Genomic DNA, 17,250 nt, shown 5'->3' with positions numbered 1-17,250 from the left:
CTCGGAAAATCCAGCCGCTTCCGCTGCCTCATCGTCTCTGCTGGCGTCGAATGCTGCCTTGGTTTTGTTCTGTCCAACGCGGCGTAATAACAGGGCGATCAGCCCCAACAACAGCACACCCGGCACGCCGTATTTTACGGCGGGGTTATCCAGCAGACTCTCCTGCGCTATCGGTTCGGGCTGCAGATCGGGCTTCGCTTGTTGCTTGGCCTGCTGGTCAGGCTCGGGCTGAACTGCAGTGGCCTGAACGTCGTTATCAGCGCCCATTTGCTGTTGCAGAGTTGCCAGCTGGTCATCTTTCAGCTCAAGCAGGCGTTGCAGTGTGGCCAACTGCCGCTCTAAATCTTCGAGGCGCGAACCCAGCTCTTCGTTTTCGCGTCGAACCTTATCCAAATCTTCCTGATTTGCGGCCAATTCGTTGCGCAATTGCTCAGCGGCACCATTACTCCCTTCAGAGTCAGCGCTACCCGGCGTGGCAATGGAAAGGCGGGCTTCTGTTTTTGTTTCACCGGCCTTTGTTTCTTCGCTGCTCTTTGGCGTGGCATCCAGTTGCGGTGCTGCACCGTTATCGCCGTCAGAAGGCAGAGCTTCACCTCGCCAAATGGCGTTCTGACGACGAATTTCCTTTACCGCGTCGGCCTGCCCGAGACGTTGCGCCTCTTCGAGCGTAGGCAGGCGCAACACATAGCCGGACTTCAGGCGATTGATATTGTCGCCGATAAAAGCGCGGGGATTCTTGCGCAGTAACGCCAACATGGTCTGCTGCACTGTGGCACCTTCGGGACGATAGCGCTCGGCGATATCCCACAACATGTCACTGTGCTGCACCCGATATTCGGTTGGGCGTTCGGCTTTTGGCAAGGCGGTGCGTTGGCCATCGGCGCGGGGCTTTGGACCGGTTGAGGCTTCACCCTCGGTACCGGACTCCTCAAGAATAACAACTTCTTCTCGTGTTGCTGGCGTCTGGGCTGCCGCCTGCGAGGCGCTGCCGCCCTGCGACGCGCTCACACTGGATGTGCGTGCGTTGCTTACTGCGGGCAGATCAAGCAACACGGTGTACTCGCGGAGCATGCGACCAGCGGGCCAGCGCGCTTCGACCAAAAAGTTCAGGTAGGGCTCAACGATCGGATCACTGGAAATAACCTTAACAACCCCGTTTCCGTTCTGATCAATCTCCACCACGAAGTTGAGCTTGGATAAAAGGTAATTGAAATCGACGCCGGCCTTTTCAAAATCTTCTACGGACGCAAGCTTTACCGTAATCTGCTCGCTGCTGAGATTGCCGGTATCCCGCAGTTTTATGCGAGCATCCAGGGGTTGGTTCAGCGCAGAGTTGAGGCGCATATCCCCCAGACTCAGGGCCTGACTGAGCGAAGTAGCTCCGAGGCCAACAACCAGCACAACGCCGGCCAGCGATCTATTAAACATAAGGACTTCCCGTAGTCAGCTTTATACCCGTCGTATTTGGTTATGGTTTCAGGGCATGTTCTTGTTGTGGAGGCCGGATTTGTCGCGAAAGCTAGAAAAACTCTCCACACCTTCACGTAAATATTAGCTATATGGAACTTTTTATCAAGATTTCCATCAATTTGATTGTGTTAACGACTGCACCCTTTCGGACATTATCTGCCAAAACCCACAGACTCACGGTACGATTCGCCGCGTCCTGCGCCGGCATGGGCAACAAGTGGATACGGTCGTCTTCCGCCAGTGAAACAGGCGAAAATTTCTTATTATTTTCAACAAGATGAATGCCAGACTTGCGCCATAACTCCAAGGCATGCGACAGCTGGAAATCCGCCTCAAGTGCAACCTTCAGTTGAATGGTCTGCCCGTAAAACAACGGCACCTGGAGCGATTCCACACTGGCGCGCTCAAATTGCGTACCCAGCAGGTCTTCGAGACTGCGGACGCAGTAATCGGCATTCTGGGGTATTCCCGGTATCAAATTGAAGGCCAGCTGCACACCATCACCCTCGATGCCCTGGCCGTTCATCAGTCGCGCCGTCTCTGCGGCTAACTGCCGGGTACCACTCTCACCCAGCGACGACGCTGACTCACAAACCAGCGCCGACAGCGAGCTGATCCGGTTGCCCTCAAGCAAGCCATCCAGGACAGGTGCCAGCGCACTGACTACCGGTGACGGCAGCGTCCAAAAAACCGGGTAATCAACACGCTCGTCGCCCATCAACTCAGGCACCACGACGCGCCCATCGCTTGCGCCTTGGCCGACCACGTCGATCAGGTGACAGCCGGCACTGTTGGCCGCGTCAGCCACATCCGACAGCGCTTCCAAGAGCTCGAACACCACCAACAGATCGAATTCCGTATAGTCGGCGTCCGCCAGCGGCTGAACGCGAACCGTTTTGCCGTCATAGCGAAAGCTGGCATCCTCTGCGGGCTCGGTAGCAAAGGCCGCCAGCGCAGTCACTGATACGCCGGCAGTTTCGAGCTGCTCCAGAAACCCATCAGCGATGGGGCCTTCAGTTCCACAGATTGCCAGTCGCATCCGTCTTATCGCTCCTGAATAATACGCAGCATACGGCGCAGCGGTTCCGCAGCACCCCACAGTAATTGGTCGCCCACGGTGAAGGCAGAAAGGTATTGCGAACCCATATTCAGCTTGCGCACACGGCCAACGGGAATATGCAGTGATCCGGTAACGGCGGTTGGCGTAAGTTCCTTGAGCGTCACCTCGCGTTCGTTCGGTACCAATTTCACCCAGTCATTGGCACTGTCGATGATTGACTCGATGTCTTTAATGGCGACGTCTTTGTTGAGCTTGATAGTCATTGCCTGACTGTGGCAACGCATGGACCCGATACGCACGCAGGTACCATCAACCGGAATGGGCGCACCGCTGCGACCAAGAATCTTGTTGGTTTCCGCCTGGGCTTTCCACTCTTCCCGGCTCTGGCCGTTTTCCAGCTGAGTGTCAATCCACGGTAGCAGACTGCCTGCCAGGGGATGCCCGAAGTTGTCGGTGGGAAATTCACCGCTGCGCATGGTTTTGGCCACAGCGCTATCGATGTCCAAAATATTGGAGCGCGGATCAGCCAGAAGATCGCTTACCGAGCTGTTGATTGTACCCATTTGGGCGATCAGTTCGCGCATATTCTGGGCGCCTGCACCGCTGGCTGCCTGATAGGTTTGGGCACTAACCCATTCCACCAAGCCTTCGCGAAACAGACCACCGATGCCCATCAACATCAGGCTGACAGTGCAGTTACCGCCGATAAAATTTTTCACACCGCGATCCAGGGCGTCTTTAATGACATCACCATTCACCGGATCGAGAATAATGACGGCATCTTCGTTCATGCGCAGCGCGGATGCGGCGTCAATCCAATAGCCATCCCAACCGGCATCACGCAACTTCGGGAACACGGCCTTGGTGTAATCGCCCCCCTGACAGGAAATGATTACATCCATTTCTTTCAGGGAGTCTATGTTTTCGGCGTCCTGCAATACGCCAGCACCCTTGCCCACGTCGGGGGCATCGCCACCGGCATTGGAGGTGCTGTAAAATGTGGGGTCGATGTTGGCAAAATCGTTTTCATCACGCATACGGCCCATCAGTACTGAGCCGACCATGCCACGCCAACCTACTAATCCTGTTTTCAACATAATGGTATCCTTCGCTGTCAAATTATGACTGCAAAACGTTGTTGTTCAGGCGCGACTATTGCGCCCGCAGGGCCGCGACTACCGCGTCACCCATTCCGGCTGTACCTACCAGCTTGCAGCCTTCCGAGTAGATATCACCGGTTCTTATTCCCTGATCCAGTACGCTGCTGACTGCAGCGTCGATGTCATTCGCCGGCGCTTCAAATCCGAGCGAATAACGCAGCATCATCGCCACTGACATGATAGTGGCCAGTGGATTTGCCTTGTCCTGCCCGGCAATATCCGGAGCCGAACCATGGCAGGGTTCATACATGCCGCGATTGTTGATATCGAGCGAGGCCGAGGGCAACATGCCAATGGAACCCGTGAGCATGGCGGCAGCGTCCGATAGAATGTCACCGAACATATTGCCGGTCACCACCACATCAAACTGTTTCGGCGCACGTACAAGCTGCATAGCGGCGTTGTCCACGTACATATGACTGAGTTCTACTTCCGGATAGTCGCAGGCCATAGACTCCACCACTTCACGCCAGAGCATAGTCACTTCCAGCACGTTCGCCTTGTCAACTGAGCACAGGCGCTTGCCTCGCTTCATCGCCGCCTCAAACGCAACTTTCGCGATACGGCGAATTTCAGATTCAGAGTAAACGTAGGTGTTGTAGCCCTGCCGCTCGCCATTTTCCAATTCGCGAATCCCACGCGGCTCGCCGAAATAGATGCCGCCGGTGAGCTCACGTACAATCAGTATGTCCAGGCCGGAAACCACTTCTGGTTTCAAACTGGAAGCACTCGCCAGTTGCGGATATAAAATCGCGGGGCGCAGGTTACCGAACAACTGCAGCTCGCTGCGCAAGCGCAGCAACCCACCCTTCTCCGGGCGATCAGCTGGTGGCAATTTGTCCCATTTGGGGCCACCCACCGCGCCAAGTAAAATCGCATCTGCAGACTTGGCCAGTTCGAAGGTATTGTCCGGCAACGCTTTGCCCGTGGCATCAATAGCAGCTCCGCCCAGCAAGGCGTGCTCGAGGTTTAGTGCGAGACTGTACTTGTCATTCAGAAAGTCCAGGACTTTCACAGCTTCAGCCATGATTTCCGTGCCGATACCATCGCCGGGCAATACCAAAATATTCTTAGTCACTTACACTCTCCAAATAACCGCGCACAGAAACAAATAGCCCCGTTGGACTGTCGGGGCTGGCGGCGGATTCTAGCAAAGCACACGCACAATTGCGCGTACCCTGCACTCCAATTGCTAATCAGGCTGAACGGGAAAACAGCCAGGGCGCTTCCTGACGTCGCTTTTCCTCATAGGCGCGAATCGCATCGGCTTGTTGGAGCGTAATACCGATATCATCAAGACCATTGAGCAGGCTATGTTTGCGACCACTCTCAACCTCAAAACTGATCACTTCACCCGAAGGGGTTGTGATGGTCTGTGCGGCAAGATCCACCTGAAGACTATAACCTTCAGTGGCATACATTTCCTGAAACAGGCGATCCACAATCGCCTCATCAAGCGCGATAGGCAAAAGCCCGTTCTTGAAACAGTTGTTAAAAAAGATATCGGCGTAGCTTGGGGCAATTATGCAGCGAAAACCATAGTCTTCCAGCGCCCAGGGCGCATGTTCTCGACTGGAGCCACAGCCAAAGTTTTCCCGGGCCAGCAACACAGAGGCACCCTGATAGCGCGGGAAGTTTAAGGGAAAGTCCTTGTTCATCGGTCGATTGCTGCAGTCCTGGCCCGGCTGACCTTCATCCAGATAGCGCAATTCATCAAACAGATTGGGACCAAAGCCGCTGCGCTTGATGGATTTGAGAAACTGCTTGGGTATGATCATGTCGGTATCGACATTGGCACGATCCATCGGCGCCACCAGACCGTTCAATTGGGTAAAGGGCTTCATGACTGCGCTCCTTCCAGAATTTCATTCACATCGACAAAGTGGCCTGCCACTGCGGCGGCTGCCGCCATCGCTGGGCTGACCAGATGGGTGCGACCGCCAAAGCCTTGCCGACCTTCAAAGTTACGGTTTGATGTTGAGGCGCAATGCTCACCAGCACCCAACTTGTCAGAGTTCATTGCCAGGCACATAGAGCAGCTCGGTTCGCGCCACTTCATGCCGGCATCGACAAAAATCTTGTCGAGACCTTCGGCCTCAGCCTGACGCTTGACCAGCCCGGACCCCGGAACAACCAGCGCTTCTTTAATGGTAGCGGCTATCTTGCGGCCCTTAACAACATCCGCAGCAGCGCGCAGGTCTTCAATACGCGAGTTGGTACAAGACCCAATAAACACCCGGTCCAGCTTGATATCGCGAATTTTCTGCCCTGCTTTCAGCCCCATGTACTCCAGCGCTCGTTCGCAGGCAGCCTGACGTACAGGCTCTTTGAAATCACCGGGAGCGGGCACATTGTCGTTGATGCTTGCGACCATTTCCGGCGAGGTTCCCCAGGTGACTTGGGGCTGAATGTCTGCCGCATTGAGCTCGACCACTTTGTCGAACGTCGCATCATCATCGCTGTGAAGGGTTTGCCAGTAAGCCACGGCTTTTTCCCAATCCGCGCCTTTAGGCGCATAGGGTCGACCCTCAACATACTTGATGGTGGTTTCGTCAACGGCAACCATACCAACGCGGGCACCGGCTTCTATCGCCATATTGCAGATGGTCATACGCCCTTCCATGGACAGACTGCGAATTGTGCTGCCGCCAAACTCAATGGCGCACCCATTGCCGCCAGCGGTGCCAATCTTGCCAATTACCGCGAGCACGATATCCTTCGCGGTAACACCCGGCCGCAAGGCGCCGTCTACTTTCACCAACATGTTCTTCATCTTGCGTTGGCGCAGACACTGGGTCGCCAGCACGTGCTCTACTTCCGAGGTGCCAATACCGTGAGCAATGGCCCCGAGCGCGCCATGGGTGGCGGTGTGAGAATCGCCGCAGACCACCGTCATACCGGGCAGCGTAGCGCCCTGCTCCGGGCCAACAACATGGACGATACCCTGACGCTCATCATTGATCTTGAACTCTTCAATTCCGAATTCTTCGCAGTTGTCATCCAGCGTCACCACCTGCAATTTGGAAACGGGATCGACAATACCGTCGACACCATGTACCCGTTCTTCTACAGCCGACGGCACATTGTGGTCTGGCGTCGCCAGGTTTGCATCCAATCGCCAGGGCTTACGACCAGCCAGGCGCAGACCTTCAAAGGCCTGAGGCGAGGTCACTTCGTGTACGAGGTGCCTGTCGATATACAACAGCGCATCGCCATCGTCGGTAATGGCGACGAGGTGGTCGTCCCAGAGTTTGTCGTAAAGGGTTTTTCCGGCCATGGTCTGCTCCGCGTAACAGGCTAATGCCCAAAGGGCTAATTCATTAACGATGACCAGTCTACGCAGGGCGAAGAAATAAAACAAATTCATATTTTTCATATTTCTGATAACCTATTTTTATCTAATAGGGAATCACCGCCATGGACATTCACAGCCTCAAAGCGTTCGTTACCATCGCCGAGCACCGCTCTTTTTCCGATGCCGCTGAAGTCCTGCACGTAACTCAGCCGGCTATCAGCAAACGCATTCACAATCTGGAGGCGCAATTAGAACACCGCCTGTTCGACCGGATTGGCCGCAAAGTTACGCTCACAGAAGCAGGGGAAGCACTACTGCCGCAGGCGCGCGCCATATTATTAGCCATGGCCAATGCTGAACGCAGCGTGCACGACCTTAGCGGCAGCGTGGGCGGAAAGCTTTCTATGGGTATTTCGCACCATATAGGCCTACATCGCTTGCCACCGGTGCTGCGGTATTTTACCCGCACCTACCCCGAGGTTAGGCTAGACATCGACTTTATGGATTCCGAGCAGGCTCACGACATGATTCTGCACGGTGAACTGGACCTGGCGATCATAACGCTATCGCCAGAAAAAGAACCCAACCTGGAATCCTTTGCAGTCTGGAACGATCCGCTGACGGTCGCAGTAGCGCTCGATCACCCGCTGGCAAACAAGCGCGCGGTAACACTTCAGCAGCTGCAGGGTTATACCGCCATCCCGCCTGGACTGAGTACCTATACCGGGCAAATTATCAAGCGCCTGTTTGATGAGGCTGGTCTAAAAATGGATGTAGCGATGTCTACAAACTACATGGAAACCATCAAGGTAATGGTTAGTATCGGGTTGGGTTGGAGCATTCTTCCGGCGACACTGGTTGACGACAGCATCAAAGCCCTCGCCCTGCAAGGGCATAACCTGCACCGCACGTTGGGTTGCGTACATCATCGCAATCGCAGCCTGTCTAATGCTGCACAGGCCTTTATTGCTGTCCTGCAAAATGGCCCTCTCGAGTGAGACTTGCCAGTGTCTCTGGGGTGTCGATATCAAGATAGATACCCGGATCGTTTACAGTAATACGCTCAACACTTCCAGCATACTTGCGCAGTATGGATTGCGCGCCCTGCTCCCCGTCCAACGCGGCCAGGTTGACAAAATAATCACAACCAAACACCACAGGGTGCCCCTCTCGACCATCGGCCACCGGACGACGCAACGTATTACTCGTCGCATTCTCAGCCAGCGCGGTCAGCGTCTGCAGTTTCAACAGCGGTAGATCTACCGGTAGAATCATCAGGGCCGAAAAATTTTCGCCGACACTGGCCACCGCCTCCGCGATACTGCTACCCATGCCGCGCGAGGCGTGTTCAAGCATCAACGGTTGTGCACCGGGTGTTTGAATGGCCTCCCCAGAGCGAAGTGTCACAAAGCACGGTAAACCACTGGCCGAAACCAGCGACAACATCCGGTTCAGTAACAGTTGCCCGCCGGGTAGACGCGCAAATCGCTTATCGCTGCGAAAGCGCCGGCTCGCACCCGACGCGAGAAGAATAATGCCAACGCCGCTGCTGGTCACAACTTACACTGCGCCTTCAACTGCACCAGCTCCGCCATAATAGCGACCGCTATCTCCATCGCCGATTTACTGCCAATCGGCAACCCGACTGGCGCGTGTAAACGTGCAATCTCGGACTCGGTAAGGTCCAGCTGCAATAGCCGCTCGCGGCGCTTGGCGGAGGTGCGTTCGGACCCCAGCGCACCTACATAGCGCGCCTGTGACTGCAGCGCTTCCATCAACGCCATATCATCTATACGCGGATCGTGTGTCAGCGTAATCACCAGGCTGTGGGCATCTGCCGCCCGCTCACGCACAACATCGTCCGGCATGGCGCAGACGGTCTGCACGCCGGCAACCTCCCATTGCGCTATCCGATCCTGGCGGGGATCACAGACGGTGACCGCATAATTCATTGCCGTGGCCAACTCGGCGATGCAGCGCGCCAATTCATTGGCCCCCACCAACAACAAGTGCCGCATAGGCCCAAAATCTTGCTGAATACTCCCTTCCTGGCGCTCCAATGGTTCCGTCAGGTCAATGGGGGCAATTTGCCATTGCCCACTGGCAATCGATACCAGACGCCGCCGACACCTACGCTGCCGCAATGCCGTTAAGATCTCCCGCATTGGCGCTAGGTGATCGCTACTCAGTGGCTCAATCAATACTTCCAGCCGACCACCACAGGGCAAGCCCAGGCGCTCGTTTTCTTCGGGCGTCACGCCATAGGGATGAATCAGCGGGTTGTCATGTGCCAACTCACCGCCCCGCACTTTTTCCAACAGATCGTCTTCAATACAACCACCGGACAGCGAACCAATTAGCTCGCCGCTTTCACTCACGCCCATCAGAGAACCTAATGGGCGCGGAGAGGCGCCTACGGTCGCTACGATAGTGCAGAGCCAGCAGCGATCGCCACGCTCCAGCCATTCCAGCACCCGTGCAAATACGATCTCATCTACTGTTTTCACGCGTGATCATTTCCTTCAGACAAAAAAAACGCCGCTTAAAGCGGCGTTATAGTGTAGCGGAGATTTTAGTACCAGCGGTAAGACGCCTGAACCGCAATGCTGCGCGGACGACCGATAAAGCCGTAGTGGCTCACGGCGCCGAAAACACTATTGGACAGCGGAGTATCGTTGGCGTAGTTAACGACCTCTTCGTCAGTCAGGTTTTTACCAACCAGCGCCAGCTCCCAACCGTCTTCAAAGTCAGCCAGTGCCAGACGACCGTTGACTTGGGCGTATGCATCGCGCTCCTGAGTCGGGTCAAGGTTTTGCGTGGGGTTGTAATCGCCGGTAAACACGATATCCAGACCACCGCGGAACTCCAGACTATCTGCAACCTGAGTGGTGTATACCAAGCCGATGTTACCGGAGTAATCCGCCACATACTGGTTGGTCTCGCCGGTGAAATCGCACAGACCGTCGCCATCTGGATCTGCACCATTACGCACCTGAACATGGTTACACTGACCGTTCTCGAAGTCGGTAAACTCGAAATCCAGGAAGGCCAGAGCACCGGTCATCATCAGTTTTTCAGTCAGAGCCATACGGCCGTCCAACTCAAGACCCATGGTCTCTGCTGCACCGGCGTTACCCACGTTAAAGCCCAGCGTACCGTCGAAGATACTGATCTGAAGGTCGTCAAACTCGGTGTAGAACAAAGCGATATTCAGCTCGGCTGCACCATCAAGCAAGGTGGTTTTGGCACCAAGCTCGATACTTTGTGACTTCTCTTCATCGTACTCGAAAGAACCGATCAGTATTGTACTATCCGCCGGGTTTCCTGGGTCAGGCGCATTTGCTGCCGGAGATGCATTGGAACGCGCATCAAAACCACCTGACTTAAAGCCTTTGCTCCAGGTTGCATAAGTCATCGCCCAGTCGTTCATATCCCACTGCAGGTTGATAGACGGAGCGAAATTGGTTTCCTTGCGATCGCCTTCCAGATTGTGGCGCTCAGCAGAAAAGTTGATCGCAACGACACTGTCGATCTCACCTTCCGGCTTACGCTCGCCAGTGCGATTGTTTACAAAGTCGAGTGAACGCGAACCTTCTTTTTCCTCAGTCGTGTAGCGACCACCAACGTTCAGGCGCAACGTGTCGGAGAGGTTGAATGTCAGCTGCAGGAAGGCTGACCAAAGTTCCGTGTCAGTAACAAAGCTACGGGGAGTACCGAGCTCACGAATCTCGTCGCCTGCATCACCCGGGCCATCCGTCGGTCGACCCAACGTGCCACCCGCGGCAAGGTCGCCCAAGTTGATCAAATCAGGTAGCACATCACTGGTAACCAGGATCGAGTCGTAAAAGTCCAACTCACTTTTATGGTAGTAAACGCCACCGATGTACTCCATAAACTCACCAACTGGCGAGGTTATGCGGAATTCTTGGCTGAACTGGTCGTATTCTTCTGCAAACTCAACCTTGAATACTTCAGCACCGGTAAAGTCGCAATCACACAGCTCTTCATACTCGTATGACATAATGCCGGTAATGAAGGTTAACGTATGCTCGCCCCATGCGTAGTCCAGATTCATGGTGAAGTTTTGGGTTTCGTTGTTACTGAAATCACCATTGGACGAACGTTTGTAGTCTAGGGTGTTGTTCAATACCGAAGAATCGGCATCAACAGTGAAAGGGTCAATAATCGGCAACCCGGTTACCGTGGTATTGTCCAAAATCTGCGCGTAGGTTCGGCCTGCGAAGAACGGCGTGGTCGAGGTTGACGGGTTGTCATTGATAATTTCAATCTGACGACCGGTAACATCAAACTGGCCCACCTCAAATTTGAACATGGCCTGCAGATCGTCTGTCGCCGCCCAATCCAGAATCAGTCGGGCAGTGCCTTCGTCACGCTCAGGCTCGTCGCGATCCAGCGTCAGGTTTTCAATATACCCATCCATATCGCGCTTACGCAGTGCCAGGCGAGCGCCCAGGCGGTCTGTGAGCGGCCCAGACAGGACCAAATCAACGGTAGACTCACCATGGGTTGGCTCATAGAGACCGGAAACCAAGCCTTCGAATTCCATGCCAGGACGTTGCGAGTGCAGACTCAAAGCACCTGCTACGGAGTTCTTACCGAACAGGATATTCTGCGGCCCGCGCAGCACCTCTACCCGCGCCAGGTCAAGGAACGGCGCACGTGATAATTGGGCGCGGCCATAGCTCACACCATCAAAATACATACCGACCGACTGCTCGAAACCCTGGTTGATACCCGAACCGATACCACGCACATAGATATTGGTACCAATGCCGGTTTCTGACATGGTCAGGTTGGGCACGTAGGCCTGGAGATCTTCAATTTTGTCGATGCCGGCTTCCATCAGTTTTTCACCAGACACCGCGTTAACGGAGACGGGAACATCCTGCAGACTTTCGGCACGCAAGGTGGCGGTTACGATTACTTCTTCGAGCACTGCGGCACCCTGCACGCTGCCAGCGGCGATACCCGCTACCAGCGGCAATAGCGCGACGCCATGCCGAAACCGTTGTTTATTTTTCATTGCTTCCTCCCAGACTCACAAACGAGCAGTTTTTAATCAATTATTAACCCGGTGCTGTCGTTTTTGTATTACACACGCTCTTGGGTCAGTTTAGCTAATTTTTTACAGATTTCATGTAGATAAAGCCAATATTGCACATTTATTTACACTATTGTCATGACAAATAGGTGTAACTACGTACTCATCACAGACAGCCTTCACCACCGGTAATTGAATTGCAGAGCAACACTGCGTGGCGGCTCCAGAAAGCCATAATGGCCCTTGGTTTCAAAAATGGTATAGGCCGTTGGCGTATCACTGGCATACATCACAATCACCTCATCGGTCAGGTTCTTCGCTACGAGCGCCAACTCCCAGGTTCTATCAATGGCTGCGATCGCAGCGCGGCCGTTGAATTTAACATAGCCATCCTGAACCACCGTAGGGTCCAGATTCTGCGACGGGTTATAGTCGTCGGTAAAGATCGCATCCAAACCCAGACCGATACCAACTTCTGCACTGATCGGGCGTATGTACGACAACACTAGATTTCCAGCAAAGTCGGCCACGTACTGATTAGTCTTGCCGGTATAGTCACAGTTTATGCCGTCGGGTGAATTCGGCGTTTGCCCCGCCAGACACTGACCATTTTGAAAATCATCAAACTCAAAATCGAGAAATGCCAGCGCACCCGCCAGCATCAGATACTCCGTTAGCTGGATGCGGCCATCAATCTCCACCCCCTGCGTGGTTGCGCTCGCAGCGTTACCCACGTTAAACCCAAGTGTGCCGTCAAAGATACTCACCTGCAAATCGTCGAACTTGGTACGAAACAAGGCGGCATTCAGTTCAGCAGCACCTTCAAGCAATGTCGACTTAAAGCCCAGCTCGACGCTGGTAGCCTCTTCTTCTTCGTATTCAAAGGTACCGATAAGCACAGGGCGCTCTGGGCGCGCGGGATTAGGCAAGGCGCCCGGTGGCAGCGGCACAGGCTCTGCCGATGGCGACGCATTGGAGCGAGCGTCATATCCGCCGGATTTGTAGCCTCGACTTATCGTGGCGTACACCATGGTGTCATCATTCATGTCCCACTGCAGGTTCACCAACGGAGAGAACTGGGACTCGCTACGACTCCCCTTCAGATCGTGGCGCTCGGCCGAAAAGCTCACGGCAGAAACGGTATCCGTTTCACTGAAGGGCCGCTCGTTGAAATCGAGGTCACCAAAGGCAAAATAACGCGAGCCTTCTTTGGACTCTCTGGAGTAACGGCCGCCAACTGTCAGCCGCAATTGGTCGGTCATATTCCAGGTAGATTGCAAGAAGAGCGAGTACAGCTCGGAATCGCTGGTAAATGTCCGCGGCGAGGTAAGATTGGCTATCGCATTACCGGCGTCGCCAATACCCGCAACTTCTTCCGGTGAGCCGCCCAGCGGATTAGGGTCATTATCGCCCCGCGCCCCGCCTTCTGTAGCATCCGCAGCATTGAGCAGCTGAACGATCAAGTCAGAGTCGACGATGATACTGTCGAAAAATTCGAGCTCACTCTTCTGAAAGTAAAAACCACCGATAAATTCGAATGGTTCTCCGGCAGGTGAAATCCAGCGAAATTCCTGACTGAACTGGCTATAGTCTTCCACCAGCGACACTTTAAAGCCCTCAGCGCCGGTGAAATCGCAATCACAGAGGTCGTCGTAGTCGTAGCCCATAAATCCGGTGATTGAACTGAACATGTGCTCGCCGCGCAACCAATCGGCGTTAATGGTTAGGTTCTCTGTGTTGTTCTTACTAAAATCGCCATTAGATGAGCGCTTGAAATCCTGATAATTATTCAAGACTGAGTCATCGGAATTGATATTAATCACCAAGCCCGACGGGTCACTGGTATTGTTCAATATCTGACCATGGGTACGCCCGGCAAATAACGGGTTGTCGCTGCTTGAAGGGGAATCGTCGATAATTTCGGCCTGCCGACCAGTAACATCAAAGCGCCCTATCTCTGCCTTCGCGCTGACCGTTATTTCATCGGTGGCATCCCAGACAAATTTTAACCGGTAGGTGGCTTCCTTGTACGCAGGCTCGTCGCGATCCAGCGTAAGGTTTTCGATATAGCCGCCATAGTTGCGCAAGCGCGCAGAAAAACGATACCCAAGCGTATCACTCACCGGGCCGGACAAAATCAGGTCAACCACTTCTTCTTCGAACTGAGGCTCATACAAGGCTGAAAAAGAGCCTTCGAACTGATCTGCCGGTTTGGCAGTGTGAATACTGATTGCACCGGCAATGCTGTTTTTACCGTAGAGGATATTCTGCGGGCCACGTAGCACCTCCACCCTGGCTAGGTCGAGGAACGGCGCACGCGCCAGCTGAGCTCGCCCATAGTATATGCCGTCGACGTACATACCCACCGATTGTTCGAAACCCTGATTGATGCCCGAGCCAATACCGCGAATATAAATTGAGGTGCCGATGCCATTCTCAGTCATCGTGAGGTTGGGAATATAGGCTTGCAGATCCTCAATTTTGTTGAGGCCAGCGGACATAAGCTTTTCACCGGAGATAGCGCTCACCGATACCGGCACATCCTGTAGCGATTGCTCGCGCAGCTGGGCCGTAACTATGACCTCCTCGAGAATATGACGCTTCTGCTCTGCAACCACACCACCGGCGGTAGCAATCAGTAATGCAAACGCACCAATATTCACTCCCTTCATGCGACTGCCCTCAATATTTTTATTAATCTAAAGGCCTACCACCGATAACTCAATTGCAGTGCAAACGTACGCGGCGGATTGACAAATCCGTGATGCGTCGCCGCTTCAGTGATGGTGTAAGCGGTTGGCGCATCTACACCATAAACGATAATTACTTCATCTGTTAGGTTTTTTCCCAACAGCGCCACTTCCCAGTCACCAGCAATATCTGACAGCGACAACCGGGCGTTATACACAACATAACCGTCCTGCTTGATGCGGTCGTCCAGGTTGGGCGACGGATGGTATTCATCGGTAAAGATTGCATCCACATTGGCACGCAACATCAAACTGTCCAGAACCGAACGCTCATAGGCCAGCAGCAGGTTGCCGGAGTAGTCGGCGACATACTGATTGGTTTTGCCACTGTAATCGCAGTTGATGCCGTTCGGGCTGTCCGGCGTCTGGCCCTGGATGCAGGTGCCAAAGGGGTGATCTACGAATTCAAAGTCGAGAAAAGCCAGTCCCGCCGACAACATAAGATGCTCGGTCAAACCCACGCGACCGTCAAGCTCCAGACCTTGGGAAATCGCGCTGGCCGCATTGCCAACATTGAAGCCCAGCGTTCCGTCGAACACACTGACCTGCAGATTATCAAACTCGGTTCGGAACAGAGCCGCGTTCAACTCGGCCACGCCACCAAACAGGCTTGATTTGAGACCCAATTCGTAACTGGTGGCCTCTTCCTCCTCGTATTCGAAAGTACCGATCAGTACAACCTGGTTGGCCACAAGGGCGTTCGGGTTACGCGGCGTCGGCTCAGCACTGGGCGAAGCATTGGAGCGAGCATCAAAGCCACCGGATTTAAAGCCTCGACTGGCGGTGAAATACGCCATCGCGTCAGAAGAAAAGTCCCACTGCAGATTCACTAGCGGCGCAAACTGGGTTTCAACGCGCTTGCCTTCCAGATCATGGCGCTCCGCAGCAAAACTCACCGCCGCCGCTGTATCAGACTCGCCTATTGGCCTGATACTGAAATCCGGGTATGCAAATTCAAGCTTACGACTGCCCTCCTTCTTCTCCCATGTGTAGCGGCCGCCGAAGGTCAATCGCACGTGGTCAATCACATTCCAGGTCGCCTGCATAAAGGCTGACGCCATGGTCGAGTCGCTATTGAAATCGCGAGGCGAGCGGAAATTGCGAATCGCATTACCTGCGTCGCCGATACCCGAAACTTCTTCCGGACCACCAATCCCGCCTGGATCGATGTCGCCGCGAGCCCCGCCTTCAGTGGCATCGGCCGCGTTGACCAAATCTGGAATAATGTCAGAATCCACACGGATGGAGTCGTAGAAATACAGCTCACTGTAGTGCAAGTATGCGCCGGCTATAAACTCCCAAGACTCCCCTACCGGCGAAATCCAACGCATTTCCTGGCTGAACTGTTTGTAATCTTCGACAAGATCAAGCTGAAACAACTCGCCACCGGTAAAATCGCAGTCGCAGTCCTCTTCGTAGTCGTAAGCCATGTAGCCGGTTATAAAGGAATACTGGTGACCATCTTGGTACCAATCGACGTTCAGCGTCACATTCTGCGTATTGTTATCGCTCCAGTCGCCATTAGAGTGGCGCTTGTAATCCGCCTCTACATTGCGAACACCAGGATGGGAATCGATATTTACCACGCCTGGCACTTGCGTCTGATCAAGGATCTCGCCGTACGTACGACCAGTAAAAAACGGCACATCTGAGACGGAAGGCGAATCATAGATGATTTCCGAGTGACGCCCCACGATATCGAAACTGCCGTGTTCCAGCTTTAACGAGGCAACCAGATCGTCGCTGGCATCCCACAGCAATTTAAATCGATAAGTTCGCTCTTCGCGGTTTGGCTCGTCTCGATCCTGCACCAGATTTCGAATATGGCCGTCGTAATCGCGAATGCGGGTAGCAAAACGGTATGCCAGGGTATCGTTGATCGGGCCTGACAGCACCCCATCGAGAATCCGCTCACCAACCTTGCCCTCCCATGTGGCCTGAACATAGCCTTCAAATTCCTGGGTGGGCTTGGCCGTGCTTATATTAATTGCCCCAGCAACGCTGTTTTTGCCAAGCAGTATATTTTGCGGGCCACGCAAAACCTCTACTCGAGATAGATCAAGAAATGGCGCGCGGGCTAATTGGGCTCTACCATAGGAGATTCCGTCGACATACATACCCACCGACTGCTCGAAACCCTGATTTTCGCCTGAACCAATGCCGCGAATATAGATATCGGTGCCAATGCCCGATTCGGACATGGTGAAATTAGGGACATAGGCTTGCAAATCCTCGATGCGCGACAGCCCGGCTTCCATCATTTTGTCGCCGCTGATTGCACTGACAGAAACCGGCACATCCTGAAGACTCTGCTCGCGCAGTTGGGCGGTTACAACGACCTCCTCCAAAACTGCCGCACCAAAACTGGCAGCACTAACACCTGCGGCCAAACAAAATACGAGAGGAGTACGAATAACGGAAAAGCCATGCCGTAACGCGTCGAGCATCGATCG

12 protein-coding genes are annotated in these 17,250 nt (G+C 54.1%); 1 reads left to right on the top strand and 11 read right to left on the bottom strand.

Translation table 11 applies throughout. The features are described 5' to 3' along the window. The 6 genes from AC222A_RS04175 to leuC form a co-directional block, all read right to left on the bottom strand. A partial coding sequence (locus AC222A_RS04175; RefSeq protein WP_486774659.1) for a type IV pilus assembly protein FimV occupies positions 1-1,428 on the bottom strand: 1,428 nt, incomplete at its 3' end. Between the two features lie 127 nt (positions 1,429-1,555). After that, entirely contained in the window at positions 1,556-2,509 is a 954-nt protein-coding gene (locus AC222A_RS04170) for an Asd/ArgC dimerization domain-containing protein (protein WP_372747839.1), read from the bottom strand. A gap of 5 nt (positions 2,510-2,514) precedes the next feature. After that, positions 2,515-3,627 carry an aspartate-semialdehyde dehydrogenase gene (asd, locus tag AC222A_RS04165; RefSeq protein ID WP_372747838.1) on the bottom strand — a complete coding sequence of 371 codons (1,113 nt, stop codon included), beginning with the start codon at positions 3,625-3,627 and terminating at the stop codon, positions 2,515-2,517. Positions 3,628-3,682: 55 nt separating this feature from the next. Next, on the bottom strand, positions 3,683-4,768 hold the full coding sequence (leuB, locus tag AC222A_RS04160) for a 3-isopropylmalate dehydrogenase (protein WP_372758332.1): 1,086 nt from the start codon (positions 4,766-4,768) through the stop codon (positions 3,683-3,685). A 118-nt stretch (positions 4,769-4,886) separates the two neighbouring features. Next, the gene (gene leuD, locus AC222A_RS04155; RefSeq protein ID WP_372758333.1) at positions 4,887-5,534 is read right to left on the bottom strand and encodes a 3-isopropylmalate dehydratase small subunit; all 648 of its coding nucleotides are present in this window, start codon (positions 5,532-5,534) and stop codon (positions 4,887-4,889) included. Beyond that, positions 5,531-6,967, bottom strand: a complete 1,437-nt coding sequence (gene leuC / locus AC222A_RS04150) for a 3-isopropylmalate dehydratase large subunit (protein ID WP_372758334.1) — start codon at positions 6,965-6,967, stop codon at positions 5,531-5,533. The genes leuD and leuC overlap by 4 nt, the downstream gene beginning before the upstream one ends. A 140-nt stretch (positions 6,968-7,107) precedes the next feature. On the opposite strand from leuC, the gene AC222A_RS04145 reads away from it, so the two are divergent. After that, a complete protein-coding gene (locus AC222A_RS04145) occupies positions 7,108-7,983 on the top strand; it encodes a LysR family transcriptional regulator (RefSeq protein WP_372747834.1) in 876 nt (291 codons plus the stop codon). Here AC222A_RS04145 and AC222A_RS04140 read toward each other — a convergent pair. The 5 genes from AC222A_RS04140 to AC222A_RS04120 form a co-directional block, all read right to left on the bottom strand. Continuing rightward, entirely contained in the window at positions 7,949-8,542 is a 594-nt protein-coding gene (locus tag AC222A_RS04140; RefSeq protein WP_372810557.1) for a nucleotidyltransferase family protein, read from the bottom strand. The two genes, AC222A_RS04145 and AC222A_RS04140, sit on opposite strands and share 35 nt — an antisense overlap. Beyond that, a complete protein-coding gene (locus tag AC222A_RS04135; RefSeq protein WP_372747832.1) occupies positions 8,539-9,492 on the bottom strand; it encodes an XdhC family protein in 954 nt (317 codons plus the stop codon). Before AC222A_RS04135 ends, AC222A_RS04140 begins: the two co-directional genes overlap by 4 nt. Positions 9,493-9,557: 65 nt before the next feature. Then, entirely contained in the window at positions 9,558-12,029 is a 2,472-nt protein-coding gene (locus AC222A_RS04130; RefSeq protein ID WP_372747831.1) for a TonB-dependent receptor, read from the bottom strand. A gap of 197 nt (positions 12,030-12,226) precedes the next feature. Then, positions 12,227-14,719 (bottom strand): TonB-dependent receptor, encoded by a 2,493-nt coding sequence (locus AC222A_RS04125; protein WP_486774658.1) that lies wholly within the window; start codon positions 14,717-14,719, stop codon positions 12,227-12,229. Between the two features lie 35 nt (positions 14,720-14,754). Further along, entirely contained in the window at positions 14,755-17,244 is a 2,490-nt protein-coding gene (locus tag AC222A_RS04120) for a TonB-dependent receptor (protein WP_372758745.1), read from the bottom strand. Between the last annotated feature and the right edge of the window lie 6 nt (positions 17,245-17,250).

The sequence above is a fragment of the Litorivivens sp. genome (assembly GCF_057445395.1).
This window is presented reverse-complemented; position numbering and strand designations above follow the sequence as displayed.